The organism is Acidovorax soli (assembly GCF_900107605.1).
Classification (GTDB): Bacteria; Pseudomonadota; Gammaproteobacteria; order Burkholderiales; family Burkholderiaceae_C; genus Acidovorax; species Acidovorax soli.
The window spans coordinates 186,894-212,464 of the sequence record NZ_FNQJ01000004.1; the positions used below are offsets into that span (position 1 = coordinate 186,894).

Annotated in this window: 22 protein-coding genes; 11 read left to right on the forward strand and 11 right to left on the reverse strand. The window is 68.8% G+C overall.

Going from position 1 to position 25,571, the window contains the following annotated elements; translation table 11 throughout:
- Position 1 precedes the first annotated feature (1 nt).
- From BLW02_RS05475 to BLW02_RS05505, 7 genes are all read left to right on the forward strand, one after another.
- Positions 2-883, forward strand: coding sequence for an HTD2 family dehydratase (locus tag BLW02_RS05475; protein ID WP_092697362.1), 882 nt, complete (start codon positions 2-4; stop codon positions 881-883).
- Positions 884-930: 47 nt separating this feature from the next.
- Positions 931-2,091 (forward strand): acyl-CoA dehydrogenase family protein, encoded by a 1,161-nt coding sequence (locus BLW02_RS05480; protein WP_092697363.1) that lies wholly within the window; start codon positions 931-933, stop codon positions 2,089-2,091.
- Between the two features lies 1 nt (position 2,092).
- Complete coding sequence (locus BLW02_RS05485) at positions 2,093-3,283, forward strand: CaiB/BaiF CoA transferase family protein (protein WP_092697364.1); 1,191 nt, start codon at positions 2,093-2,095, stop codon at positions 3,281-3,283.
- A gap of 50 nt (positions 3,284-3,333) precedes the next feature.
- A complete protein-coding gene (locus BLW02_RS05490; protein ID WP_092697365.1) occupies positions 3,334-4,698 on the forward strand; it encodes an MmgE/PrpD family protein in 1,365 nt (454 codons plus the stop codon).
- Between the two features lie 88 nt (positions 4,699-4,786).
- A complete protein-coding gene (locus BLW02_RS05495; RefSeq protein WP_092697366.1) occupies positions 4,787-5,800 on the forward strand; it encodes a tripartite tricarboxylate transporter substrate binding protein BugD in 1,014 nt (337 codons plus the stop codon).
- Between the two features lie 193 nt (positions 5,801-5,993).
- Positions 5,994-6,866, forward strand: coding sequence for an HpcH/HpaI aldolase/citrate lyase family protein (locus BLW02_RS05500; protein ID WP_092697367.1), 873 nt, complete (start codon positions 5,994-5,996; stop codon positions 6,864-6,866).
- Between the two features lie 137 nt (positions 6,867-7,003).
- Positions 7,004-8,197 carry an MFS transporter gene (locus BLW02_RS05505; RefSeq protein WP_348682825.1) on the forward strand — a complete coding sequence of 398 codons (1,194 nt, stop codon included), beginning with the start codon at positions 7,004-7,006 and terminating at the stop codon, positions 8,195-8,197.
- A 35-nt stretch (positions 8,198-8,232) separates the two neighbouring features.
- On the opposite strand, the gene BLW02_RS05510 is transcribed toward BLW02_RS05505, so the two are convergent.
- The 11 genes from BLW02_RS05510 to BLW02_RS05560 form a co-directional block, all read right to left on the reverse strand.
- Complete coding sequence (locus BLW02_RS05510) at positions 8,233-9,345, reverse strand: CaiB/BaiF CoA transferase family protein (RefSeq protein ID WP_092697419.1); 1,113 nt, start codon at positions 9,343-9,345, stop codon at positions 8,233-8,235.
- Positions 9,346-9,386: 41 nt separating this feature from the next.
- A complete protein-coding gene (locus tag BLW02_RS05515; RefSeq protein WP_092697369.1) occupies positions 9,387-10,175 on the reverse strand; it encodes an IclR family transcriptional regulator in 789 nt (262 codons plus the stop codon).
- Between the two features lie 48 nt (positions 10,176-10,223).
- Positions 10,224-11,018 (reverse strand): enoyl-CoA hydratase/isomerase family protein, encoded by a 795-nt coding sequence (locus BLW02_RS05520; RefSeq protein ID WP_092697370.1) that lies wholly within the window; start codon positions 11,016-11,018, stop codon positions 10,224-10,226.
- Complete coding sequence (locus BLW02_RS05525) at positions 11,015-11,821, reverse strand: SDR family oxidoreductase (RefSeq protein ID WP_092697371.1); 807 nt, start codon at positions 11,819-11,821, stop codon at positions 11,015-11,017. The genes BLW02_RS05520 and BLW02_RS05525 overlap by 4 nt, the downstream gene beginning before the upstream one ends.
- Before the next feature lie 134 nt (positions 11,822-11,955).
- Positions 11,956-13,515, reverse strand: coding sequence for an AMP-binding protein (locus tag BLW02_RS05530; protein ID WP_092697420.1), 1,560 nt, complete (start codon positions 13,513-13,515; stop codon positions 11,956-11,958).
- Positions 13,516-13,531: 16 nt separating this feature from the next.
- Entirely contained in the window at positions 13,532-14,716 is a 1,185-nt protein-coding gene (locus BLW02_RS05535; RefSeq protein WP_208859693.1) for a lipid-transfer protein, read from the reverse strand.
- 25 nt (positions 14,717-14,741) lie between these two features.
- Entirely contained in the window at positions 14,742-16,292 is a 1,551-nt protein-coding gene (locus tag BLW02_RS05540) for a class I adenylate-forming enzyme family protein (protein WP_244273621.1), read from the reverse strand.
- An 18-nt stretch (positions 16,293-16,310) separates the two neighbouring features.
- Positions 16,311-17,309 (reverse strand): Bug family tripartite tricarboxylate transporter substrate binding protein, encoded by a 999-nt coding sequence (locus tag BLW02_RS05545; RefSeq protein WP_092697373.1) that lies wholly within the window; start codon positions 17,307-17,309, stop codon positions 16,311-16,313.
- 102 nt (positions 17,310-17,411) lie between these two features.
- A complete protein-coding gene (locus BLW02_RS05550) occupies positions 17,412-18,176 on the reverse strand; it encodes a crotonase/enoyl-CoA hydratase family protein (protein WP_092697374.1) in 765 nt (254 codons plus the stop codon).
- Between the two features lie 113 nt (positions 18,177-18,289).
- Entirely contained in the window at positions 18,290-19,057 is a 768-nt protein-coding gene (locus BLW02_RS05555) for an SDR family NAD(P)-dependent oxidoreductase (protein ID WP_092697375.1), read from the reverse strand.
- A 63-nt stretch (positions 19,058-19,120) separates the two neighbouring features.
- Positions 19,121-20,299 (reverse strand): thiolase family protein, encoded by a 1,179-nt coding sequence (locus BLW02_RS05560; protein ID WP_092697422.1) that lies wholly within the window; start codon positions 20,297-20,299, stop codon positions 19,121-19,123.
- A 207-nt stretch (positions 20,300-20,506) separates the two neighbouring features.
- Between BLW02_RS05560 and BLW02_RS05565 the strand changes: the two genes are divergently transcribed.
- The 4 genes from BLW02_RS05565 to BLW02_RS05580 all read left to right on the forward strand — a co-directional run bounded on the left by BLW02_RS05565 (position 20,507) and on the right by BLW02_RS05580 (position 25,565).
- Complete coding sequence (locus tag BLW02_RS05565; RefSeq protein WP_280140365.1) at positions 20,507-22,147, forward strand: AMP-binding protein; 1,641 nt, start codon at positions 20,507-20,509, stop codon at positions 22,145-22,147.
- A gap of 71 nt (positions 22,148-22,218) precedes the next feature.
- Positions 22,219-23,361, forward strand: coding sequence for an acyl-CoA dehydrogenase family protein (locus BLW02_RS05570; RefSeq protein ID WP_026434906.1), 1,143 nt, complete (start codon positions 22,219-22,221; stop codon positions 23,359-23,361).
- A gap of 149 nt (positions 23,362-23,510) precedes the next feature.
- Complete coding sequence (locus tag BLW02_RS05575) at positions 23,511-24,497, forward strand: Bug family tripartite tricarboxylate transporter substrate binding protein (RefSeq protein ID WP_026434907.1); 987 nt, start codon at positions 23,511-23,513, stop codon at positions 24,495-24,497.
- Between the two features lie 51 nt (positions 24,498-24,548).
- Positions 24,549-25,565: a Bug family tripartite tricarboxylate transporter substrate binding protein gene (locus BLW02_RS05580; protein ID WP_092697376.1), complete on the forward strand. Its 1,017-nt coding sequence runs from the start codon at positions 24,549-24,551 to the stop codon at positions 25,563-25,565.
- Positions 25,566-25,571: the final 6 nt, after the last annotated feature.

Consider the following 25,571-nt stretch of genomic DNA (forward strand, 5'->3'; position numbering starts at 1 on the left):
CATGAGCAACACCCTAGACACCGCCGCGCTCGCCCACCTGCAGACCTGGCAGGGCAAGAGCGAGACCCTGAGCGACAGCCTCACGGCCATGCCCGTGGCCGCCCTGTCGGCCACGCTGGACCGCGACGACCCGGCGCCCGCCATGGGCACCGTGGTGCCGCCGCTGTGGCACTGGCTGTACTTCCTGCCGCATGCGCGCGCCAGCGAGATCGGCCCCGACGGGCATCCCAAGCGCGGCGGCTTTCTGCCGCCCGTGCCGCTGCCGCGCCGCATGTGGGCCGGCGGGCGGCTGCGCTGGGAGCAGGCCAACCCGCTGCGCGTGGGCCAGGAGGTGCAGCGCCACTCGACCATCCAGTCCGTCAAGCACAAGGCCGGCCGCTCGGGCGAGTTGCTGTTCGTGCTGGTCGAACACCAGTACCGCAATGCCCAGGGCCTGGCGCTGACCGAGGAGCACGACATCGTCTACCGCTCGGCCGCCCAGCCCGGCGACCCAGCGCCACAGCCGCAGCAGCCTCCGCTGAATGGCCAGGCGGTCTGGTCGCGCACCATCGCTCCCGACGACGTGCTGCTGTTTCGCTACTCCGCGCTCACCTTCAACGGCCACCGCATCCACTACGACCGCAAGTACGTGACCGAGGTCGAGGGCTACCCCGGCCTGATCGTGCACGGCCCGCTGATCGCCACGCTGCTGCTGGACCTGCTGCGCCGCAGCCTGCCCGGCGCGCAGGTGGCCACCTTCGACTTCCGTGCCGTGCGTCCCACCTTCGACCTGCACCCGTTCAGCGTGCACGGCAAGGCATCCAACGACGGCAAGACCGTGGAGCTGTGGGCCCAGGACCACGAGGGGTTCCTCACCATGCAGGGCACAGCCACGTTGTTTTGAACCGCTGAACCAGCCGATTCCTTCTTTTTTATAGATACCCCACCGCCATGATCCACCAGCCCGACCAGTACCAGGAAATCCGCGACGCCGTGCGCGCCCTCTGTGCCCAGTTCCCCGACGAATACTTCCGCAAGGTCGATGAGGCCCGCGGCTACCCCGAGGAGTTTGTCGATGCCCTGACCAAGGCCGGCTGGATGGCCGCGCTGATCCCGCAGGAATATGGCGGCTCGGGCCTGACCATGGCCGAGGCCTCGGTGATCATGGAAGAGATCAACCGCAGCGGCGGCAACTCGGGCGCCTGCCACGGCCAGATGTACGTGATGAACGCCATCGTGCGCAGCGGCTCGCAAGCGCAGAAAGACCTGTACCTGCCCAAGATCGCCTCGGGCGAGTTGCGCATCCAGTCCATGGGCGTGACCGAGCCCACCACCGGCAGCGACACCACCAAGCTCAAGACCAGCGCCGTCAGAAAGGATGGCCGCTGGGTCATCAACGGGCAGAAGGTCTGGATCTCGCGCATCCAGCACAGCGATCTGATGATCCTGCTGGCGCGCACCACGCCCGCCGATCAGGTGAAAAAGCGCTCCGACGGCCTGTCGTGCTTTCTGATCGATTTGCACCAGGCGATTGGCAACGGCCTCACCGTGCGCCCCATCCTGAACATGGTCAACCACGAGACCAACGAGCTGTTCTTCGACAACCTCGAAATCCCCGAGGACGCGCTGCTGGGCGAGGAAGGCAAGGGCTTCAAGACCCTGCTGGACGGCCTGAACGCCGAGCGCACCCTGATTGCCGCCGAGTGCATTGGCGATGGCTACTGGTTCATCGACCGCGCCACCAAATACGCCAACGAGCGCGTGGTGTTCAACCGCCCCATCGGCCAGAACCAGGGCGTGCAGTTCCCGATCGCCGATGCCTTCATCGAGCTGGAGGCCGCCAACCTGATGCGCTGGAAGGCCTGCGAGAAGATCGACGCCCACCAGAACGCCGGCGCCGAGGCCAATATGGCCAAGCACCTGGCGGCCAAGGCCAGCTGGGAAGCGGCCAACGTCTGCCTGCAGACCCACGGCGGCTTTGGCTTTGCCTGCGAATACGACATCGAGCGCAAATTCCGCGAAACCCGCCTGTACCAGGTGGCGCCGATCTCGACCAACATGATCTACAGCTACGTGGCCGAGCACATCCTGGGCCTGCCCCGCTCGTTCTGAGATGACCGCCATGACCCGCCCCCTCGACGGCATCACCGTGGTCTCGCTCGAACATGCGGTGGCCGCGCCGTTCTGCACGCGCCAGCTCGCCGACCTGGGCGCGCGCGTCATCAAGGTGGAGCGCCCGGGCAGCGGCGACTTCGCGCGCGGCTACGACCAGCGCGTGAAGGGCCAGTCCTCGCACTTCACCTGGATCAACCGCAGCAAGGAAAGCCTGGCCCTCGACGTGAAGCAGCCCCAGGCCAAGGCCGCGCTGCTGCAGCTGCTGAAGACGGCCGACGTGCTGGTGCAGAACCTCGCGCCCGGTGCCGCCGCGCGCATGGGCCTGTCGTATGAAGCCCTGAAGGCGCACAACCCCAAACTCATCGTGTGCGACATCAGCGGCTATGGCGCCGACGGCCCCTACCGCGACAAGAAGGCCTACGACCTGCTGATCCAGAGCGAGGCGGGCTTCCTCTCCGTTACGGGCACACCCGAGGTCCCCAGCAAGTCCGGCATCTCGGTGGCCGACATCGCCGCCGGCATGTATGCCTACACCAACATCCTGTCGGCCCTGCTGCTGCGCGGCAGGACGGGCGAGGGCAGCCATATCGACGTGTCCATGCTCGAAGCCATGGGCGAATGGATGGGCTACCCGATGTACTACGCCTACGACGGCGCGCCACCACCGCCGCGCACTGGCGCATCGCACGCCAGCATCTACCCCTACGGCCCGTTTGTGGCCGGCGACGGCAAGACCGTGATGCTGGGCCTGCAAAACGAGCGCGAGTGGAAAGCCTTTTGCGACACCGTGCTGCAGCGCCCCGATGTGGCCACCGATGCACGCTTCTGTTCCAACGCGCAGCGCAACGCCCACCGCGACGCATTGCAGGCCCTCATCGTGCAGGGCTTCTCGGCGCTGACCGCTGCGCAGGTGGTCGAGCGCCTGGAGGCCGCCGGCATTGCCAACGCCCGGGTGAACGATATGGCCGACCTGTGGGCCCACCCGCAACTGGCCGCGCGCCAGCGCTGGTGCAGCGTGGGCACACCCGCTGGCGATGTGCCCGCACTGCTGCCGCCGGGCGTGAACAGCGCGTTCGATTACCGCATGGACGCCGTGCCCGCCGTGGGCCAGCACAACGCCGCCATCCTGGCCGAACTGGGCTGGAGCGCCGAGCAGATCGACGCGCTGCAGGCACCGCGACCTCTTTGAATCAAAAACCATAGCTGCCTGCGCTTGACACACCCGCCCTGGAGTCCGAAATGAAGCAAGAAACCCAAGCCACCATCCATCCCCTGGCGCAGTTTGCTGCCACGCTGCAATGGAGCGACGTGCCGGCGCCCGTGCAGCGCCGCGCCGAAGACCTGTGGGTGGACTGGTTCGGCTCCGTGCTGGCCGGCTGCCGCGCGCGGCCCGTGGCCAGCATCACGCGCTTTGCGCTGTCGCAGGGCCCGGCACAAGGCCCGGCCGAGGTGATTGGCCACGGCGCCACCAGCAGCCCCATGATGGCCGCGCTGGCCAACGCCGCGGCCAGCCATGTGGCCGAGCAGGACGATGTGCACAACGGCTCGGTGTTCCACCCGGCGGCCGTGGTCTTTCCGCCCGCGCTGGCCGTGGCGCAGCAGATCGGCGCCAGCGGCGCGCAGCTGATGGCGGCCTGCGTGGCGGGCTACGAGGTCGGCATCCGCGTGGGCGAGTTCCTGGGCCGCAGCCACTACAAGGTGTTCCATACCACGGCCACGGCCGGCACGCTGGCGGCGGCCGCCGCCGTGGGGCGCCTGCTGGAGCTTACGCCCGCGCAGATGCAGCATGCCTTCGGCTCGGCCGGCACGCAGTCGGCGGGGCTGTGGGAATTCTTGCGCACCGCGGCCGACAGCAAGCAGCTGCACACCGCGCACGCCGCCTCTGCGGGGCTGATGGCCGCCTTCCTGGCCAAGGACGGTTTCACCGGCGCGCAGGACATCTTCACCGGCCCGCAGGGCCTGGCTGCGGGCATGTCCACCGACGCCAACCCGGCCAAGCTCACCGAGGGACTGGGCACCCGCTGGGCCACGGCCGAGACATCGTTCAAGTGGCATGCCTCGTGCCGCCACACGCACCCCGCCGCCGATGCGCTGCAGCAGGTGATGCGCGAGCACGGCCTCGCGCCCGCCGACATCGCACAGGTCACCTGCCATGTGCACCAGGGCGCCATCGATGTGCTCGGGCCGGTGGTCTCGCCCACCACGGTGCACCAGAGCAAGTTTTCCATGGGCACCGTGCTGGCATTGGCGGCGCGCTTTGGCCATGCGGGTTTGACCGAATTCGACGCGCAGTTCCTGGCACCGGATACTGTGGCCCTGCGCGAGAAGGTGCGCATGGAGCTGGACCCCGAGGTGGATGCCGCCTACCCGCAACGCTGGATTGGCAAGGTCACCGTGCAGACGACGGATGGCCGCCAGCTGGCCGGCCGCGTGGAAGAGCCCAAGGGCGACCCCGGCAACACCCTCTCGCGTGCAGAGCTCACCGCCAAGGCGCTGCGCCTGGCAGCCTATGGTGGTGCGGTATCTGCCGCGCAGGCCGAGGCCTCCGTGCAGCGCCTGTGGCGGGTGCAGGAGTGGCCGCGCACGGAGCACCTGCTGGGCTGACCTCCGGGACACGGCAACCGCCGCGGCCCACGACCCCCAAGGGACGCAGCAGACGCCCCGTTCACCACCATCCACAAGGAGACATTGCATGACTGCACGCTTTACCCTGATTTCCCGACGCACCCTCGCCGGCTCCGTTGCGGGCGCCTGCGCGGCACTCGCCCTGGGCCTGAGCGGCAACGCCCTGGCCAGCACCTGGCCCGAAAAGACCGTCACCCTGGTCGTGCCCTACAGCGCGGGTGGCCCCACCGACGTGGTGGCGCGCCTGCTGGCCGTGCCCATGGGCCAGTCGCTGGGCCAGACGGTGGTGGTGGAAAACACCGTGGGTGCGGGCGGCACGCTGGCGCCCGCGCGCATCGTCCGCTCCAAGCCCGACGGCTACACCATCCTGATCCACCACATGGGCATGGCCACGGCCCCGGCGCTGTACAAGAAGCTGCCCTACGACCCGCTCAAGGACTTCGAGTACATCGGCCAGGTGCTGGATGTGCCCATGACGCTGCTGTCGCGCAAGGACTTTCCTGCGAACAACTTCCAGGAGCTGCAGGACTACGTCAAGAAGAACCAGGACAAGGTATCGCTGGCCAACGCAGGCATTGGTGCCGTGTCGCAGCTGTGCGGCATGCTGCTCATGCACCAGCTGGGCGTGAAGCTGACCACCGTCCCCTACAAGGGCGCCGGTCCGGCCATGAACGACCTGATGGGCGGCCAGGTGGACCTGCTGTGCGACCAGACCACGCAGACCGCGCCCGTGATCCAGGATGGCAAGCGCGCCAAGGTGTTCGGCGTGACCACGCCCAAGCGCCTGTCGTCCATGCCCAGCATTCCCACGCTCGATGAGCAGGGCCTCAAGGGCTTTGACGTGAAGGTGTGGCACGGCATGTATGCCCCCAAGGGCACGCCCAAGGACGTGATGGACAAGCTCAACAAGGCATTGAACGTGGCCATCAAGGACGACAACGTGAAAAAGCGCATTGCCGAGCTGAGCTCTGACCTCGTCACGCCCGAGAAGGCCACCCCCGAGGGCCTGCGCAAGCACCTGGAGATCGAGGTGGCGCGCTGGGACAAGGTCATCAAGGCTGCGGGCGTGAGCGCGGAGTGAAGAGAGACATCCCCCTGTGGCGCTACGCGCCTTCCCCCTTCTCTCGAATTGCTGCGCAATTCGGGAAGGGGGACGCCGCCAGCGCGGCGGGGCGGCCCTTGCGCGGCGGCCCTGGCCTGGGTCGCGCCAGTTTCATGGGTCACGGTTAGCGCACAGTGCGATGGAGAGTTCATGCCGTTAAAAGAAAGCATCCATGTCTGATTTGGTTTCACAGGCCTGCTCCTTCCTGTTCGTTCCTGCCACCCAGCCGGATCGGTTGCCCAAGGCCCTGGCCAGCGGCGCCGACATCGTGATTGCCGACTGGGAGGACGCCGTGGCCCCCGCTGACAAGGAGCGCGCACGCGCGGCCCTGCTGGAGGCCGTGGCTGCGCTGCCAGCCGCGCAGCGCGCGCGCCTGCTGGTGCGCATCAACAGCGATGGTTCGCCCTGGTTTGCCGCCGACCTGGCCGCGCTGGCGCAGCTCGCGGCGCAGGGCCTGGCCGGCGCCGTGGTGCCCAAGGCCGAAGGCGCGCCCACCCTGCAGGCCGTGGCCCAGGCTGCCGGGCCTGGCGCCATGCTGGTGCCGCTGGTCGAAAGCGTGGCCGGCCTTGCCGCTGCCGACACCCTGGCCGCCGCGCCGCAGGTGGCGCGGCTGGCCTTCGGGCACCTGGACTTCCAGGTGGACGCCGGCATGGCCTGCGGCGAAGACGAGCAGGAACTGCTGCCCGTGCGCATGGCCCTGGTGTTCGCCTCGCGCCGCGCAGGGCTGGCCGTCCCCATCGACGGCGTGACGGTGGACACGCGCAACCCCGAGCGCATGGCCCGCGACAGCGAGCGCGCACGCCGCATGGGCTTTGGCGGCAAGCTGTGCATCCACCCGGCGCAGGTGGCGGTGCTGCACGCCGCTTTCGACCCCGACGAAGCCGCCGTGGCCCAGGCGCTGCGCGTGCAGCAGGCGCTGCAGCAGGCCGGTGGCGGCGTCTGCGTGCTCGATGGCCGCATGGTCGATGCGCCGGTGCTGGCGCAGGCCCGGCACACCCTGCAGCGCCACGCGCGGGCGCAGCAGCGCCTTGCCGCCGCCAGCTAACAACCTCCTAACGATCAGCTAACGATCAGGGCCCGCCAGCGCCGGGCCTCCGTCCGGCAGCGCACCCGCGCCGTCACCGCCATGCACACAACGTCCTCAATCCCTAAGTGACTTCCTCGCGCACCACACCGCTTTGGATGATGCTGCTGGCACTGTTGTCGGGCTTTGCGCTCAGCCAGGCCTATCGCACCACCACGGCCATCCTCGCCCAGGGCCTGCAGGCAGATTTCGGCCTGCAGGCCTCATCGCTGGGGGCGTTTGCCGGGCTGTTTGGCTTGTCGTTCGGCGTTGCGCAGCTGCTGATGGGTATTGCGCTGGACCGCTACGGCCTGCGCCGCACGGTGCTGGCAGCCGCGCCCCTGGGAATTGCCGGTGCGGCCCTATCGGCCCTGGCACCCAGCTATGGCTGGCTGATGGCCGGGCAGGTGCTGATCGGGGTGGGCTATTCGCCAGCCTTCGTGGCCTGCACGCTGTTCATTGCGCGCCATTTCGCGGTCGACCGCTTTGCCTTCTTCTCGGGCCTGAGCATGGGCGTGGGCGGGCTGGGGCTCCTGTTCACCGGCACGCCGCTGGCGTGGGTGGTGCAGCACTGGGGTTGGCGCATGGGCTTTGGCATTTTGGCGGGCTTGAGCGTGCTGTCGTGGCTGGTGATTCACTTCGTGGTGCACGAACCCGCACCTGCCGACGCCGTGCACCGCCCGGCATCCAGCTGGGGCGAGGCGCTGGTGGGCATGGGCCGGCTCTTTGCCGTACCGCACACCTGGGGCATCGTGGTTCTGGGCATGTCGTGTTACGCGGCTTTTTTGTCGCTGCGCGGCCTGTGGCTGGGGCCGCTGCTGATCAACCGCTACGGTTTTTCGCTGGTGGACAGCGGTAACGTGGCGCTGGTGCTGTCGCTGATCGCGCTATTCACACCGGCCGCGTTTGGCCGCATGGACCCGGGCGCACCCCGGCGCCGTGCCTGGGTTGGCCGCGCGTCGCTGCTGATGGCCGGCCTGTTTGCGGCGATGGCCCTGGTGCAAAACGCCAGCGTCACCGTGACGCTGATGATTGTGATGGGGCTGCTGTCGGGCTACAGCATCCTGCAGTACGCCGACGTGCGCTCTTCCTACCCTGCCGAGCTGACCGGACGCGCCCTGTCGCTCTACACCATGGCCATGTTCCTGGGCGTTGCCTTCATGCAATCGCTGACCGGTGCCGTCGCCGCCTGGGCCGCAAGCGCGGGGCTGGAGCCCTACCGCACCGTGCTGCTGACCATCGCCGCTTGGCTGGCGCTGGCCTCGCTGGCGTTCCGGTGGCTGCCCGCGTCGCCGCTGCTCAAGCAAGGTTGATAACGCCCGCCGCGCATACCGCGGGCGCATTCCGGTCAGCGTTGGCGCCACACGGCCCGTGCGCCGGAGTGGCCCAGGCTTTCCATGACCGACTGCGTGTGCGCGCCGGGCGCGCAGGCCTCACCTGGCGCATAGGCTGCGCCACCGAAGCGCGGCGCAGGAGCGGCCTGCAGCACACCCTGGCGTTCGGCGTACACGCCACGTGCCTGCATGTGTGGATGCCCTGCGGCCTCCACGGGGCTGAGCACGGCACCAAAGCAGGCGTCGGTGGGCTCCAGCAGGGCCTGCCAGTGCGCACGCGGCTGGGCCAGGAACAGGGCGGCCAGCCGCGCGCGGCGCGCGGGCCAGGCCGCCTTGTCCCACTGCGGACCGGTGAAATCCGGGTCGCCTGCCAGTCCCAGGACCTCCAGCAGCAAGGCATGGAACTGCGGCTCGATGGCGCCCACGGTGATGTGGTGGCCGTCGGCGCAGACGTAGGTGTCATAGAACGGCGCGCTGTCGTGGATGCTCTGGCCACGCACATCGGCCACCAGGCCGCTCTGGCGCGCGCTGAGCATCAGGTTGAGCATATGGGCTGCGCCGTCCACGATGGCGGCATCCACCACCGTGCCGCGGCCCGTGGCGCGCGCCTGCACGATGCCCGACAGCAGGCCCGTCATCAGGTACAGGGCGCCGCCGCCGATGTCGCCCAGCACGGCGAAGGGCGACACGGGCCGCGCGTCCGCCGGGCTGCAGCCCCACAGCGCGCCGCTGACGGCGGCATAGTTGGTGTCGTGCCCGGCGCGCGGCGCCAGCGGCCCGCTCTGGCCCCAGCCCGTCATGCGGCCATAGACCAGGCGCGGGTTGACGCGCAGACATTCCTCGGGCCCCAGGCCCAGGCGCTCCATCACGCCGGGGCGCATGCCTTCTATGAGCGCATCGGCCTCGGCCACCAGCGCCAGCACCAGCTGGCGGCCTTCCTCGGTCTTGAGGTCGGCGAACACCGAGCGCTTGCCGCGGTTGAGCAGCGCGCCGGTGGTCTCGCGGCCCTTCGTCTCGCGCACCACGGAGATCACGTCCGCCCCCAGGTCGGCGAGGTGCATCGCACAAAATGGCCCCGGCCCCAGGCCGCCAATTTCCAGCACGCGTACGCTGTCCAGTACCTTCACGGTGTCTCCTTGGTTGGTGTTGTGTGTTGCTTTGGGCCGCATCAGGTCAGGCCCGATGCCCCGAGCACGCTCTCCACCGAACGCACCAGCGTGCGCAGGCGCGGTCCCAGGTCTGTCTCCAGCCGGGTGTATATGGGGCTGAAGACCGGCACCGAGACCGCGAACACCCAGAGTTCGCCGTCTTGCGGCTGCGACATGGGCACGGCGATGGATTCGATCTCGCGGTGCAGGTCGCCATGGCTGCGGCAAAAGCCGTGGCGGGCGAAGTCGTCGCGTGCGTCTGCCAGGCGCTGCTCCAGCCAGGCGGCGCGCTGCGGGTCTTTGCGCTGCAGGTCCTGCAGGTAGGCCTGGCGATCGTCCTCTGCCATGCCCAGCAGGTAGGCACGGCCCGTGGCCGTGCGCGAGAGCGATGTGGACACGCCGATTTCCTGGCGGAACACCGTGTTGCCCATGCCGTTGGCCAGCTCCACCAGGCACAGCTCGCGCCTGTAGCCCACGGCCAGCTGCACCTGCCCCTCGGTCAGGTCGGCCAGCGCCTGCATGTGCGGCCGGGCGAACTGGCGCAGGGCCATGCGCGTGAGCACGGGCGAGGCCAGCTGCAGCAAACCCAGGCCCGGCACGTACTTGGACAGGCGCTCCGAGTAGCGCAGCAAACCCAGCTCGCACAGCGTGTCCGTCAGGCGAAACAGCGTGGGCTTGGGCAGGCCGGTCAGGTCCATCAGCTCCTTGGCGCTGAGTTCCTGGCATTTGTTGGAAAAGCACCGCAATATGGAAACGCCACGCACCAGGGCGCTGACCAGCTTGCCGTCCGGATCTGCGTTCACGTTCACATGGACCTCAAAAGCTCAAAAAACCAGAGATTTTCGCCTGTTTCCACATCAGGCCTGCGGCCACTGGAAGGGCATTGGCCTTTTCTCCAGGAAGCAACGCACAGCGTCCCGGTGCTCGGGCGTGCCCATGGCTAGGGCCTGGGCGTTGGCCTCCTGCTCCAGCAGCGAGGGCAGGTCGCTGGCGGCCAGCGCGAGCGAGCGCTTGATGAGGCTCAGCGCCACGGGCGATGCGCCCACGAAGCTGCGCGCGATGTCCTGGGCGCGGCCTTGCAGCGCGCCGGGCTCGACCAGCTCGGTGGCAATGCCCAGCCGCAGCGCCTCCTCGGCCGAGACCTCGCGGCCCGACAGCATCAGCTCGCGCGCACGCTGCACGCCGACCACGCGCGGCAGGGTGTAGAACGCCGCGCAGTCCGGCACCACGCCGACGCGGATGAACGACATGGCAAAGCGCGTGCGCGTGCTGGCGATGATGAAGTCCGCCGCCAGCGCCAGGCTGAAGCCCGCGCCATAGGCCGCGCCGTCCACGGCGGCGACCACCGGCTTGTCCAGCAGCATCAGGTCCTTGAGCCAGTCGTGCAGGCTGGTGAGGCGCCGGCGCCAGCCGCCGTTGTCCAGCCCGCTGGCCGCGATGTTGCCCAGGTCCCCGCCCGAGCAGAAATGCGCGCCCGCGCCCGTCAGCACCAGCGCGCGGATGGCAGGGTCGGCCTGCACCTGGCGCACCACCTCGGCCATCTCCACGCGCATGGCGGGGTCGAAGGCGTTGCGCTTGTCGGGGTTGCTCAAGGTCAGCGTGGCCACGCCGTCCTGCACGCCGAAAACGATGCGTTCGTAGGTCTTGCTCATGCCGCGCTCCGGGGGGTGTAGGAGGCGCGCATGTCGCGCCCGCCGCGCAGCGACGAGCCGCCATCCACGGGAATCACCGCACCCGTCACGTAGCCCGCCTGTGGTGACGACAGGAACAGCGCCATGTTGGCAATATCTTCCAGCGTGCCCATGCGCTGCAGCGGCACGCTGGCCACTGCATTGGCCAGCGCCTCGGGCGATGGTGCCAGGCGCCGCATGCCCTCGGTGTCGCCAATCGGGCCGGGGGCGATGGCGTTCACACGCACGCCCACCTCGCCCCATTCCATGGCCAGCACGCGCGTCATCATGTCGATGCCGGCCTTGGCGGCGCAGGCATGGACCTGGTACATGGTGGGGTTGACGCCCTGCGGCGCCGAGATGTTGATGACGCTGGCGCCGGGCTTCTTGAGCATCGGGTAGGCCAGGCGCAGCACATGGAAGGTGCCGTTCAGGTCGATGTCGATCACGGTCTTGAAGCCGTTGGGCGACAGGTCGGCCGCGGGCGCGATGAAGTTGCCCGCCGCGCCGGAGACCAGCACGTCGATCTCGCCGAACTGCGCATGCGCCTCACGCAGCGCGGCCTCCACCGCGGCGGCGTCGCGCACGTCGGCGCTAATGCCCAGCGCCTGGGCGCCCAGCGCGCGCAGCCCGTCGGCCGCCTGCTGCACCTTGTCGGGCGAGCGGCTCATGACCGTCACGTTGGCGCCCGCGCGCGCAAACGCCTGGGCAATGCCCAGGTTGATGCCGCTGGTGCCGCCGGCGACAAACACATGGCGGCCGGCAAAGGAGGGGGATTCAGACATGGGTGGTTTCTTTCTGCGCCGCCTCTTGCAGCGGGCGCCATGGATTTCGTCGGTTGCGGGGACTGGGGTCAGGGATCAACGACGCCGCCCCGGTGCGGCGCCCTGAGAGGTGTTCAAAAGTGGGCTTCATGGCGCTAGCCCACCTGCCGCGCCTGCCCGTCCCAGAAGCGGGCGCGCAGGGCTTTCTTGTCGATCTTTCCCAGGGGGGTCACGGGCAGCGCCTGCTCCAGCCACAGTTGCTTGGGCGTGTGCAGCGCGCCTTTGCGCTCATGCACGAAGTCCATCAGCGCCTGGGGTTCGGCGCTGGCGCCGGGCTTGAGCACCACCAGGGCCACGACCGCCTCGCCCCATTTGGCATCGGGCATGCCGATGACGGCGGATTGCGCCACGGCCGGATGCAGCGCCAGGCAGGCCTCGACCTCGCTGGAATACACATTGAAGCCGCCGGTGATGACCATGTCCTTGGCGCGGTCCACCAGATACAGGTAGCCATCGGCGTCGCGGCGCGCCATGTCGCCGGTATGCAGCCAGCCGTCGGCAAAGGCTTCTTCGGTGGCGTCGGGACGGTTGCGGTAGCCCTCCATCACCAGCGGGCTGCGCACGCACAGCTCGCCCACCTCGCCAGCGGCCACCTCCCGGCCCTGCGCATCGAGCAGCCGCACCTGGTTGCCCGGCAAGGCCAGGCCGCAGGACTGCAGCCGCTCGGGGCGCGCCAGGTCGTGCGCATCCTTGCGCAGGTAGGCGATTGTCATGGGCGCCTCGGCCTGGCCGTAGAGCTGGCCAAAGATGGGCCCGAAGCGCTGCAGCGCCTCGGCCAGCCGCGCCGGCGCCATGGGCGAGGCGCCATACAGCACGTACTGCAGGCTGGAGCGATCCCACTGGTCCAGTCCAGGGTGGTCCAGCAGGCCATAGATTTGCGTGGGCACGAGAAAGGTGGCGGTGATGCGGTGCTGCTGCACGGCCTGCAGGAACGCATCGGGCGAGTATTTTTCCAGCAGCACCAGCGTGCCGCCGCGCAGCAGCGTGGGCAGCACCAGCGAACCGCCGGCGTGCGAGATCGGTGTGGCGACCAGCACGCGCAGCGCCTCGGGCCATTCCCAGCAGGCCAGCTGCAGCAGCAGCATGGTCAGCGTGGTGCGGCTGCGGTGGACCACGCCCTTGGGCCGGCCCGTGGTGCCGCCGGTGTAGGTGATGCGGTAGATGTCCTCGGGCTGTGCGGCGATGGGCAGCTCACCGCCGTCAAAGGCCAGGCTGGCGGCGATGGCGTCCTCGCCCAGCGCCGACGGACCCAGGCCCAGCACCTGGGGCACGATGCCGCGCTCCTGGAGCGCCAGGCCGCGCTCCACATGCTGCGCGCCCACTACCAGCGCGCTGATGTCGGCATCCTGCAGCACGAAGGCCTGGTCATCGAGCGCACTCAGGGGGTGCAGCGAGGTCTGGCGCAGTCCCAGCCAGGCGCAGGCCATGATGACCACCAAGGCCTCGGGCTGGTTGCCGGCCAGCACCGCCAGGCCGTCCTGGCGCTGCAGCCCGCGCGCGCGCAGGTAGCGCGCCATGGCATGCACGCGCCGCAGCAGCTCGGCGCAGGTCCAGTGGCTGCCATCGGGCAACACCAGCGCCACGCGCTCGGGGAACGACTGCAGGGCCGATTGGTAGGCTTCGGCGACCGTGGAACCGGTGTGCAATGCGCTCATGCTGTGCTCAGCCATATCAAGCCGCCTGGTACAGCGTGACCACGCAGGCGCCGCCCAGGCCCAGGTTGTGCTGCAGCGCCAGGCGCGCACCCTCGACCTGGCGCTCGCCGGCCTGGCCGCGCAGCTGCCAGGTCAGTTCTGCGCATTGCGCCAGGCCCGTGGCGCCCAGCGGGTGGCCCTTGGACAGCAGGCCGCCCGAGGGGTTGGTGACCACGCGCCCGCCATAGGTGTTGTCGCCGTCGAGGATGAATTTCTCGGCCCCGCCCTCGGGGGCCAGGCCCAGGGCTTCGTAGGTGATCAGCTCGTTGGCCGTGAAGCAGTCGTGCAGTTCGACCACCTGCACGTCCTCGGGGCCGACGCCGGCGGTCTCATAGACCTGGCGCGCTGCCGCCGCCGACATGTCGTAGCCGACCACGCGGCGCATGTCGCCGCTGTCGAAGGTGCTGGCGGTGTCCGTGGTCATGGCCTGGGCCGCAATGGTGACGCGCCGGTCCAGTCCGTGTTTTCGGGCAAATTCGGCCGAGCACAGCACGGCCGCCGCCGCGCCGCAGGTGGGCGGGCAGCATTGGTAGCGCGTGAGCGGGCCGAACACCTGCGGCGAGGCCATGACCTCGTCCAGCGTCAGCGTCTGGCGGAACACCGCCAGCGGGTTGCGCGCCGCATGCTGGCGCGCCTTGACCGAAATGCGGCCGAAGGTGTCGGCACGGATGCCATGCTGCTTCATGTAGTCCAGCCCGGCACCGCCGAAGAACTGCGCCGCGCGCGGCGCTGCCGCATCCAGCCCCTGGTGCGCGACCATGGTGTCGGCAAAGCGCGCCATGGGCGAGGGCCGGTCGTCCCACGCGCCCTTGAGGGCCCCAGGCTGCATCTGCTCGAAGCCCAGGGCGATGGCGCATTCCACCATGCCGCTCTCCACCGCCTGGCGCGCCAGGTACAGGGCGCTGGAGCCGGTCGCGCAGTTGTTGTTGACGTTGAACACCGGGATGCCGGTCAGGCCCACACCGTAGATCGCCGCCTGGCCCGCGGTGGAGTCCCCATAGACATAGCCGACATAGGCCTGCTGGACCTCGGCGTAAGCCACGCCCGCATCCTGCAGCGCGAGCTGGGCGGCGCGCGCGCCCATCGCGGGGTAGGGTTCGCTGGCACCGGGCTTGGTGAAGGGGATCATGCCGACACCGACGACATGGACGGCACGCTGCATAGGGCGCATGGCGGGCTCCTTGAAATTAGGGGTTGCGGTCTGGCGCAAGGCGGGCAAGCTGCTCGCGCAGGCGGTTCTTCAAGATCTTGCCGGTGGGCGACAGCGGCAGCGCGTCCAGCACATGCACCACGCGCGGGCATTTGAAGCCCGACAATTGCGTGCGGGCATGTTCGCGCAGCGCCTCGGGGGTGCAGGGCTGCTGCGGCCGTAGCACCACGGCGGCATGCACCGCCTCGCCCCATTGCGCATCCGGCACGCCGACCACGGCGCACAGGGCCACGGCGGGGTGGCGCATCAGCGCGGATTCGACCTCCAGCGAGTACACGTTCTCGCCGCCGCTGATGATCATGTCCTTGAGGCGATCGACCAGGTGCACGTGGCCGGCCTCGTCCATCCAGCCGCCGTCGCCGGTGTGCATCCAGCCGTCCTTGAGCACCTGGACCGTGGCTTCGGGCTGGCGCCAGTAGCCCTGCATCACGCTGGGGCCGCGCACGCAGATTTCGCCCACGTCGCCCAGGGGCAGGGCCTGCCCGTCCGGTCCGGTGATGCGCAGTTCGCTGCCCCAGCTGGCGCGGCCCACGGAGGTCAGGTGCGCCAGGTGCGCGCCATGGTTGGCCAGGGTGTACGGGCCGTTCAGGCTGGCGCTGGCGGAGGTTTCGGTCATGCCGTAGGCGGTGGCAAATTCAACCTGCGGCAAGGCCTGCATGGCACGCAGCAGCAGCGCCTGGGGCATGGGCGCGGCCCCGTGGACGATGCGCTGCAGCGAGGGCAGGCGGGTGGCGTCAAACTCCGGTGCGTCCAGCAGCATCTGCAGCATGCTGGGCACCAGCATGATCTCGCTCACGCCATGTTCGGCAATCGCCCGCAGCACCTGCGCGGGGCGGAACTGGGTTTCGATCACGCAGGTGCTGCCCTGCACGATCTGCCCCACCAGCCGGCCCAGGCCCGCCACATGGAACAGCGGCGTGGCCAGCAGCGAGGTACCGGTGCCGGGCAGTTGCGCCAGCCGGGCCGCGGTAGCCGACCACAGGTTGGCGTGCGAGAGCATCACGCCCTTGGGAAAGCCGGTGGTGCCGCCGGTGAACAGCACGATGGCCAGCGCGTCGCCGCCGTGGCGGCAGTCCTCCATCGGCTGGGCCGTGGCCAGCAGCGCCTCGGTGCTGGCCATGCCGGCATGGGCCGGGTCGGCACCCGGCCCCAGCAGCAGCACCGGGGTGTGTTCGGTCAGCGCGGGCGCGCCGGGCAGCAGGGCGGCGTCGGCCAGCAGCAGCCGGGGTTGCACATCCTGCAGCGCGTGCTGCATCTCGGCGCGGCTCCAGCGGGTATTGAGCGGGCAGACCACGCCGCCCACCCACCAGGTGGCGAGGAAGGCCTCGACGCAATAGTCGCTGTTGTGCGCCAGCAGGGCCACCCGCTCGCCGTGCTGTACGCCCTGGGCGCGCAGCACGGCGGCCAGCCGCGCCACGCGGTTCACCAGCGTGCGCCAGTCCTGCCGGCGCGCGCCGCACAGGGTGGCGGTGCGCTGCGGGTGCTGCTGCAGCGCGCGGTGCAGGCCTTGGGTCAGGTAGATGTGCATCGGGTCTTGCTCAGCCTGTCAGTCCAGCTGCAGCTTCTGGCTGCGGATCAGCTCGCCCCAGTCCTTGCGGTCACGCTCCACCATCTGCGCGAACGGCTCGCTCGCCATGCCGCCGGGCCGGCCGCCCAGCTCGCGGTAGCGCTGCACCACGGCCGGGTCCTGCAGCACCGCGATCAGGTTGTCGGTCAGTTTTTTCACGACGGCGGGCGGTGTCTTGGCGGGCAGGAAGAAGCCCATCCAGCCGACCTTGTCGAAGTCCTTCATGCCCAGCTCGGTCATGGTGGGCACATCGGGCAGCTCGGGCTCGCGCGTGGCACCGGTCACGGCCAGGGCGCGCAGCTTGCCGTCCTTGACATGGCCCAGCGAGCCCGTGAGGTTGTCGAACATGAACTGGGTCTCGCCCGCCACGATGGCCAGGGTGGCGGGCGCGGAGCCCTTGTAGGGTATGTGGACCACGTCCACCCCCGCGCTCTGGCGCAGCAGCTCGCCCATCAGGTGCGTGGTCTGGCCCACGCCCGCGGACGAAAACGCCAGCTTGCCCGGCTCGCGCTTGGCGGCGGCGACGAGTTCCTTCAGGCTCTTGATGGGCGACTTCACCGGCACGACCAGCACGTTGGCGAACGAGATCATGTCGGTCAGCGCGATGAAATCCTCGGCCTTGTAGGGGAGCTTCTGGTAGGCGGTGTAGTTGATGGCGTTGGAGCCGGTGTTGCCCACCAGCACGGTGTAGCCGTCCGCAGGAGCGCGCGCCACGAGGCTGCTGCCCAGCGAGCCACCCGCGCCGGGCTTGTTGTCCACCACGATGGGCTGGCCCAGCCGCTCGCTGAGCTTTTGCGCCATGAAGCGCACGGGCGTGTCGGTGGTTCCGCCCGCCGCACCGGGTACGACGAAGGTGATGGGGCGCGTGGGCCAGGTGGCGTCGGCCCGTGCGGGCTGGGATGCACCCAGGGCGGCCAGGCCCAGCAGGGCGCTGGCGCCTGCCAGGCGCAGCGCGTGGCGGCGATGGGGGAATGGCATGGTCTTGTCTCCTTGGGGCCTGGCGGCACTGCGGCCGCTTTTTCGCTATGAATTAGCCAGCTATTTGCGCTGGATGGACGGGCGGCAACGCCTCTTTTCCCATCAAACACCCTTCCAGACCGGCGCGCGCTTCTCGGCGAAGGCCGCGGCGCCCTCGCGCGCGTCCAGCGAGGCGAACACCGGCGCGGTGATGACGGCCTGGCGCTCGAACATCTCGGACTGCGGCCAGTCGGCCGACTCCTGCGCCACGCGCTTGCTGGCGATCAGCGCCAACGGGCCGTTGGCGGCCACGGCCTGCGCCAGTTCCAGGGCAGCGTCCAGCGCCTGGCCAGGCTCGACCAGGCGGTTGACCAGGCCGTGGGCCTGGGCCCGCTCGGCGCTGAACATGTCGCCGGTGAGGATGCATTCCATGGCCACGTGGTAGGGCAGGCGCTTGGGCAGGCGCAACAGCCCGCCGGCCGCGGCGGCCAGGCCGCGCTTGACCTCGGGCAGGCCGAACTTGGCCGTCTTGGCGGCAACGATCAGGTCGCAGGCCAGCACGGTTTCAAAGCCGCCGGCCAGGGCATAGCCCTCCACGGCGGCAATCAGCGGCTTGCGCGGCGGCTGTTGCGTGAGGCCCAGGAACCCCCGGTCCGGCAGGCTGGGGCGCTTGCCCTGCAGGAAACCCTTCAGGTCCATGCCCGCGCAGAACGTGCCGCCCGCGCCGGTGATGACGCCCACCTGGAGCGCGGGGTTGCGGTCCAGCTCGTCCAGCGCCGCCGCCATGGCCTCGGCCATCTCCAGCGTGGCGGCGTTGCGCGCCTCGGGGTTGCTCAGCGTCATGACCAGCACGTTGCCGCGCACTTCAACCAGTACCGTGGATGCCATCACAAATTCCTTTCAGTGGTTCGCCGCGTTGCAGAGCTCGCGACCTATGAAACTGGCGCCACCCCGGCCAGGGCAGCCGAGCAAGGGCCGCCCCGCAGCGCCTCAGGGGGATGTCACCTGGGCTGCATCCGAATGGCCCCATCCAGGCGAATCGTCTCGCCGTTCAGCATGGGGTTCTCCAGGATGTGCAGCGCGGTCATCGCGTACTCGCTGGGGTGGCCCAGGCGTGCAGGGTTGGGCACCGATGCGCCCAGCGACTGGCGCACGTTCTCGGGCAGCTTGGCCAGGATGGGCGTGTCGAACAGGCCGGGGGCGATGGTGCACACGCGGATGAACTTGGAGGCCAGGTCGCGCGCGGCCACGATGGTCATGCCGATCACGCCGGCCTTGGACGATGCGTAGGGAATCTGGCCGATCTGTCCCTCGTAGCCCGCCACCGAGGCGGTGAGCACGCACACGCCGCGTTCGCCGTCGATCGGCTCGTTCTTGGCCATGGCGACGGCCGCCAGGCGCAGCGTGTTGAAGCTGCCGATCTGGTTCACGCGGATGATGTTGGTGTATTTTTCCAGCGAGCCGGGGCTGCCGTCCTTCTCGATCAGGCGCACCGGCCCGCCGATGCCGGCGCAATGCACCAGCGCGCGGAAGTTGCCGAACGCCTCGGCCGCGGCGACGGCCTGGGCCATCTGGTCGGCGTCGGATACGTCGGCCTTCACGTAGCGCAGGCGGCCGGCGTACTTTTGTTCCATTGCAGCGCCGCGCTCGTCGTTCAGGTCCACGGCCACCACGTTCAGGCCGCGCTCCAGCAGTGCGACGGCCGAGGCTTCACCCAGGCCCGAGACGCCGCCGGTGACGAGGGCGGTCATTCCTTGTATCAGTTTCATATTTCTTTCCCTTTTGGACTTTGGCACTTACGCATAAAGCGCTAGCAGCTACTGAATTGATAGTTAAAGGCGTTCAATAATCGTGGCGTTGGCCATGCCGCCGGCTTCGCACATGGACTGCAGGCCGTAGCGCTGGCCGCTGTCTTCCAGGGTGTGCAGCATGGTGGTCATGAGGCGGATGCCCGAGGCGCCCAGCGGGTGGCCCAGGGCAATGGCGCCGCCGCGCGGGTTCAGGCGCTCGCCGTCGGCCTTCAGCTCTTTTTGCCAGGCCATGGGCACCGAGGCAAAGGCCTCGTTGATCTCGTAGTGCTGGATGTCGTCGAGCTTCATGCCGGCCTTGGCCAGCACGCGCTGCGTTGCGGGGATGGGGGCGGTGAGCATGTACAGCGGGTCGTCGCCCACCACGTCAAACGCCACGAAGCGCGCACGCGGGGTGAGGCCCAGCTGCAGCGCGCGCTCCTCGCTCATGATGAGCATGGCGCTGGCGCCGTCGGTCATCTGCGAGGCGTTGCCGGCCGTGGTGGCCCACTGGATCTGCGGGAAGCGCGCCGACAGCTCCTCGCTCTGGAACACGGCCTTGAGACCGGCCAGCTTTTCCACCGTGGTGCCGGGGCGGATGGTTTCGTCGGCCGTGGCGCGGCCGGCAGGCGTGTCGATGCCCACGATCTCGCGGGCAAAGCCACCGCCCGACTGCGCGGCATGGGCGCGCTGGTGCGAGCGTGCGGCGTAGGCGTCCAGCTCGGTGCGGCTGAGGCCCCACTTCGCGGCCACCAGGTCGGCCGACACGCCCTGGCCCACCAGGCCGGGTGCGAAGCGTGCATCGAAGCGCGGGCCGGTGGTGTTCTGCCCCATGCGCGAGCTGCCCATGGGCACGCGGCTCATCGACTCCACGCCGCAGGCGATCACGATGTCCTGCGTGCCGGCCATGATGGCCTGCGCCGCAAAGTGCACGGCCTGCTGGCTGGAGCCGCACTTGCGGTCGATGGTGGTCGAGGGCACATGCGCAGGCAGGCCGGCGGCCAGCCAGGCCAGGCGCCCGGGCGTGCCGGCCTGTTCGCCCGCCTGGCTGACGCAGCCGCAGATCACGTCGTCCACCTGGCCGGGGTCGATCTTGTTGCGGGCAACCAGCTGCTCCAGCACCTGGGAGAGCAGGTCCACGGGATGCAGCTGGGCCAGTGCGCCATCGGGCTTGGCCCGGGCCATGGGGCTGCGAATGGCATCGACGATGACGGGATTTTTCATGCTCACTCCATGTGTTTATGAGACTGATGATCCATTAAAAATGATTTTGTACGAGTTAGTTTGTGCTGAAGACCGTGTTTACCCGGTATGGATTGCCCATGCGTCCTGAAAAAATTCGTCCACAAATCATTTTTGTGAGACAGGCATTTCGCTTTTTGGTGGACCTCTCCGCCGCGGCGGCCTGCCAAGGAACAACAGGTGACAGACATGCAGGATTTTTCTGCCGCCGGGCAGCCCCAAGGCAAAAAGGAGCCCCCTCGGGGGGCTGCGACCCGCGCAGCGGTGGAGCGTGGGGGCTTTTTCAGCCGCGCGGCGACGGCTCCCGAGCGGGTGGTACTGGTCATGGCCGAAACCGGTGCGCGCTACACCGCTGGCGAGGTGGCCCGCAGCGCCTTGCAGATGGCGCAGTGGCTCCATGCCCAGGGGCTGCAGGCAGGCGAGCGTTTCGCGGTGGTGCTGGAAAACCGTGTCGAAATCCTGGCCTTGGCCCTGGCGGCCCGGCAGGCGGGCCTGTATGCCGCCGTGCTCAGCACCCACCTGACGCCAGCCGAGGTGGCCTACATCGTGCAGGACTGCGGCGCGCGGCTGGTGGTGGTATCGCACAAGACCCTGCCCCAGCTCGCTGAACTGCAGGCCATCCATCCTCTGCCTTGCTGGACGGTGGACGAAGCCACGCCGCAGGCGCCTTCGCTGCCGGCCGCGCTGCAGGCCCTGCAAGGCCCGCCGGCAGACTTTGCCGACCGCCCGCTGGGCCGCGACCTGCTGTATTCCTCGGGCACCACGGGCCGGCCCAAGGGCGTGCTCAAGCCCCTGTGGCCCGCCGCGCTGCGCGGCCAGGCCGACCCCGAGGCGCTGGGAACCGCCCGCATCATGGGCATGGACGAGCACACCGTCTATCTGTCGCCCGCGCCGCTGTACCACGCCGCGCCGCTGCGCTACACACTGCGCGTGCTCGAACTCGGCGGGCAGGCCGTGGTCATGGAGCGTTTTGACGCCGAGACCGCGCTGGCGCTGATCGAGCGCTACCGCGTCACCCACAGCCAGTGGGTTCCCACCATGTTCGGCCGCATGCTCAAGCTGCCCGAAGAGGTGCGCCGGCGCTACGACCTGTCCAGCCACCGCGTGGCCATCCACGCGGCCGCGCCCTGTCCGGTGGATGTGAAGCGCGCCATGCTCGACTGGTGGGGCGACATCCTGATGGAGTACTACGCGGGTTCCGAGGGCTGCGGCACCACCATGATCAATTCAAACGAGTGGCGCCAGCGCCCCGGCTCGGTGGGTCGGCCCACCACGGGGCAGCTGCACATCGTGGATGACGACGGCCGGGAGCTGCCCGCAGGCGAGATCGGCCAGGTGTATTTCTCGGGTGGCGGGCAGTTCAGCTACCTCAACGACCCCGAGAAGACCCGCCAGGCCATCAACGAGCGCGGCTGGATCACCTATGGCGACATCGGCCATGTGGATGCCGAGGGCTACCTTTACCTGAGCGACCGCCGGGCGGACCTGATCCTCTCGGGCGGCGTCAACCTCTACCCGCAGGAGATTGAGAACGCGCTGGCGCGCCACTGTGGTGTGCAGGAGGTGGCCGTGGTGGGTGTGCCCCACCCCGACTTTGGCGAGGTGCCGCTGGCAGCCGTGGTGCTGCGCCCGGGCGCCGAGGGCTCGCTGGCCACGGCCCGCGCCATCGCCGAGCAGGCCGCCGAGGTGCTGGCGCGCATGAAGCTGCCCCAGCGCGTGGTGTTTGTCGATGCGCTGCCGCGCCTGGAGACCGGCAAGCTGCTGCGCCGCAAGCTCAAGGAGCGCTTTCGCGGCGAGCCGCAGGCGGGCTTTGCCCTGCGCGACTCCTGAAACCATGGCTGCCAGCGATTATTCAGAAAGCGCTGGGGCCTGTTTTGAACTTTTATCCTGAGACCCCGACCATGCAAGACCTGATCCAGCGCACCGTTTTCCGTGAAGACCATGAACAGTTCCGTGACGCCGTGCGCCACTTCTTTGACAAGGAAATCGTGCCGCACCTGGCCGAATGGGAACGCAACGGCATCGTGCCCAAGGAAGTGTGGCGCAAGGCCGGCCGTGAAGGGCTGCTCAACACCATGCTGCCCGAGCCCTACGGCAGCGGCGGCGACTTTGGCCACGCCGCCGTGCTGATCGAGGAAGTGGGCCGCACCAACGCCACGGCGCTGGGCTTTCCGCTGCACTCGGACATCGTCTCGCCCTACATCTACGCCTACGGCAACCAGGAGCAGCACGACCGCTGGCTGCCCAAAATGGCCGCCGGTGAAATGATCGGCGCCATCGCCATGACCGAGCCCGGCGCGGGCAGCGACCTGAAGTCCGTGCGCACCACGGCCAAGCGCGAAGGCGACCACTACATCATCAACGGCGCCAAGACTTTCATCACCAACGGTATCAATTCCGAAATCGTCATCGTGGTCTGCAAGACCGCGCCCGATCTGGGTGCCAAGGGCGTGTCGCTGATCGTGGTGGAAGAAGGCACGCCGGGCTTCAGCAAAGGCCGCAAGCTCGAAAAAATCGGCCTGATGGGGCAGGACACCTCCGAGCTGTTCTTCGACAACGTCAAGGTGCCCGTGGGCAACCTGCTGGGCGAGGAAAACATGGGCTTCAGGTACCTGATGCAGGAGCTGGCCCAGGAGCGCCTGGTGGTGGCGGTGCGCGCGGCCAGCAGCATCGAGTCCTTCCTGCAGAAGACCATCGATTACACGCGCGAGCGCAAGGCCTTCGGCCAGACCGTGTTCGAGTTCCAGAACACGCGCTTCAAGCTGGCCGAGGCCAAGGCGCAGGCCACCATGCTGCGCACCTTCGTGGACGAATGCATGAAGCTGCACATGGAGCGCAAGCTGACCCCCGAGCGCGCCGCCATGGTCAAGCTCAACGCCACGGCGCTGCAGAACCGCCTGCTCGACGAGTTCCTGCAGCTGCACGGCGGCTATGGCTACATGACCGAATACCAAGTGGGCCGCGCCTGGACCGACGCGCGCATCGGCCGCATCTACGGCGGCAGCGACGAGATCATGAAAGAAATCATCGCCAGAACACTTTGACCCCCTGAGCCGCTTCGCGCCATCCCCCCAGGGGGACCGCCCTCGCTGCGGGGCGGCCCTTGCTCGGCGTCCCGCCGACGGGTCGCGCCAGTTTTGACGGGCCGTCGGCAACACATCACGGAACCACACCCACCCAAGGAGACAACACCATGGCATTCACCCGGCGCAAGACCCTGACCCAATGGCTGCCCCTGATCGCGTTGGCCGCCGCCTGCGGCGCTGGCGGTGTACAGGCGCAGGACCCGTACCCGAGCAAACCCATTCGCGTCATCGTGCCTTACCCGGCCGGCGGCGGTACCGACACCATTGCCCGCCTGATCGGCGTGCAGCTTTCTCAGCGCTGGGGTCAGCCCGTGGTGGTGGAGAACAAGCCCGGCGCAAGCGGCATGCTGGGCAACGACATCGTGGCCAAGGCGCCTGGCGACGGCTACACCGTGCTGATGGGGATCACCGCCGTGGTGCAGATCCCGGCGCTGTACAAGAAGGTGCCCTACAAGCTCGGTGACCTGGCGCCGGTGTCGCAGATTGCCAAGTCGGCCGACCTGCTGATGGTGCCGCGCAGCACGGGCGTGACCACGCTGCAGCAGTTCGTGGACAAGGCCAAGGCCGCGCCCGGCACGCTGAACTACGGCAGCTACGGCAACGCCACCTCGTCGCACATGAACGGCGAGCGCTTCAAGCAGAAGGCCGGCATCGACATCGCCCACATCCCTTACCAGGGTTCGGGGCCGGAAGTCGCGGCACTGCTGGGCGGGCAGCTGACGCTGGCCTTCGTCGATGCCACGGCGGCCTATCCGCACATCAAGTCGGACAAGGTCAACATCCTGGCCGTTACCGGCTCCCAGCGCCACCCCGCGCTGCCACAGGTGCCTACCATGACCGAGTCCGGCTACCCCGGCCTGGAGGCCAACGGCTGGTTCGGCATGTTCGTGCCTGCTGCCACCCCCAAGGCCATCGTGGACAAGCTGGGTGCCGAGGTGGCGGCCATCGTCAAGTCGCCCGAGCTGCACAAGCGCCTGACCGACATGGGGTTGATTGCCGTGGGCTCGCAGCCTGACGAGTTCAAACCCGTGGTGGAGAAGGACGCCGCCCACTGGAAGGCCGTGGCCGAGGCCGCCAAGATTTCCATGGACTGACGGCGCCACGCCGCTGCCCTCACCACCCCCATAAAACCAGGAGACAAGGCAATGACACATGGCACCCACCCTTTGCACTGCAACCGGCGCCAGCTGCTGGCCCTGGCGGCAGGCGCTGCAGCCTCAGGCCCGCTGGCCGTGCTGGCGCAGATACCAACCAGCTTTGCCACACGCCCGGTGCGGGTGGTGGTGCCCTTTGCCGCAGGCGGCGCCACCGACGTCATCACGCGCGTGCTGGGCGAGCGCATGGCGCAGCGCTTCGGCCAGTCCGTGGTGGTGGACAACAAGCCCGGCGGGGGCGGCGTGATCGCCGGCGAAGCCGTGGCCAAGTCGGCACCCGACGGCTTGACGGCGCTGCTGGGCACCACCTCCACCATGCTGTCCAACCGGTACATCTTCAAGAAGATGCCGTTCGACCCGTTGACCGACATGACCCCGCTGGTGCGGGTTTGCCTGGCACCCATTGCGCTGGTGGTGACGGCCGACGTGCCCGCGCAGAACATGCAGGAATTCATGGCCTGGATCAAGGCCCACAAGGGCAAGCTGTCTTACGGCTCCTACGGCATTGGCTCGCACGGCCAACTGGCCTGCTCCACGCTCAGCGAGGTGGCGGGCGCCGACATGGCGCATGTCGCGTACCGGGGCGAGGCGCCCATGGTTGCGGATCTGCTGGGCGGGCAGGTCAAGATCGGCATGGGCAGCCTGCTGTCGCTCAAGGCGCATATCGACAGCGGCAAGCTGCGCGCCCTGGCAGTGACCGGCCCGCGTCGCGTACCGCTGCTGCCCGATACGCCCACCTTTGCGGAAGCTGGCTTCAAGCAAGACGCACTGTCCATCGTCGGCTGGCTGGCCATCGCTGCGCCCAAGGGCCTGCCGGCAGACGTGGCGCGCCAGTGGGCCGAAGCCGCCAACAGCGCCGTGGCCAGCCGCGAAGGCATGGCGCGCATCATCGCCGCTGGCTTTATTCCCGTGGACGACGACACGCCCGCAAAGTTTGCCCAGGCGTGGGCACAAGAGGGTCCGATCTGGGGCCGTCTGCTACAGGCCGCAGGCGTGCAGCCTACCTGACCAGCG

Coding starts and splice junctions, on each gene's coding strand:
- BLW02_RS05525 (WP_092697371.1), bottom strand. CDS start 11,821: ATGTCTGAATCCCCCTCCTTTGCCGGCCGCCATGTGTTTGTCGCCGGC.
- BLW02_RS05480 (WP_092697363.1), top strand. CDS start 931: ATGATCCACCAGCCCGACCAGTACCAGGAAATCCGCGACGCCGTGCGC.
- BLW02_RS05540 (WP_244273621.1), bottom strand. CDS start 16,292: ATGCACATCTACCTGACCCAAGGCCTGCACCGCGCGCTGCAGCAGCAC.
- BLW02_RS05530 (WP_092697420.1), bottom strand. CDS start 13,515: ATGAGCGCATTGCACACCGGTTCCACGGTCGCCGAAGCCTACCAATCG.
- BLW02_RS05490 (WP_092697365.1), top strand. CDS start 3,334: ATGAAGCAAGAAACCCAAGCCACCATCCATCCCCTGGCGCAGTTTGCT.
- BLW02_RS05560 (WP_092697422.1), bottom strand. CDS start 20,299: ATGAAAAATCCCGTCATCGTCGATGCCATTCGCAGCCCCATGGCCCGG.
- BLW02_RS05565 (WP_280140365.1), top strand. CDS start 20,507: ATGCAGGATTTTTCTGCCGCCGGGCAGCCCCAAGGCAAAAAGGAGCCC.
- BLW02_RS05485 (WP_092697364.1), top strand. CDS start 2,093: ATGACCGCCATGACCCGCCCCCTCGACGGCATCACCGTGGTCTCGCTC.
- BLW02_RS05520 (WP_092697370.1), bottom strand. CDS start 11,018: ATGAGCAAGACCTACGAACGCATCGTTTTCGGCGTGCAGGACGGCGTG.
- BLW02_RS05550 (WP_092697374.1), bottom strand. CDS start 18,176: ATGGCATCCACGGTACTGGTTGAAGTGCGCGGCAACGTGCTGGTCATG.
- BLW02_RS05475 (WP_092697362.1), top strand. CDS start 2: ATGAGCAACACCCTAGACACCGCCGCGCTCGCCCACCTGCAGACCTGG.
- BLW02_RS05555 (WP_092697375.1), bottom strand. CDS start 19,057: ATGAAACTGATACAAGGAATGACCGCCCTCGTCACCGGCGGCGTCTCG.
- BLW02_RS05495 (WP_092697366.1), top strand. CDS start 4,787: ATGACTGCACGCTTTACCCTGATTTCCCGACGCACCCTCGCCGGCTCC.
- BLW02_RS05580 (WP_092697376.1), top strand. CDS start 24,549: ATGACACATGGCACCCACCCTTTGCACTGCAACCGGCGCCAGCTGCTG.
- BLW02_RS05535 (WP_208859693.1), bottom strand. CDS start 14,716: ATGCAGCGTGCCGTCCATGTCGTCGGTGTCGGCATGATCCCCTTCACC.
- BLW02_RS05545 (WP_092697373.1), bottom strand. CDS start 17,309: ATGCCATTCCCCCATCGCCGCCACGCGCTGCGCCTGGCAGGCGCCAGC.
- BLW02_RS05570 (WP_026434906.1), top strand. CDS start 22,219: ATGCAAGACCTGATCCAGCGCACCGTTTTCCGTGAAGACCATGAACAG.
- BLW02_RS05505 (WP_348682825.1), top strand. CDS start 7,004: ATGATGCTGCTGGCACTGTTGTCGGGCTTTGCGCTCAGCCAGGCCTAT.
- BLW02_RS05575 (WP_026434907.1), top strand. CDS start 23,511: ATGGCATTCACCCGGCGCAAGACCCTGACCCAATGGCTGCCCCTGATC.
- BLW02_RS05500 (WP_092697367.1), top strand. CDS start 5,994: ATGTCTGATTTGGTTTCACAGGCCTGCTCCTTCCTGTTCGTTCCTGCC.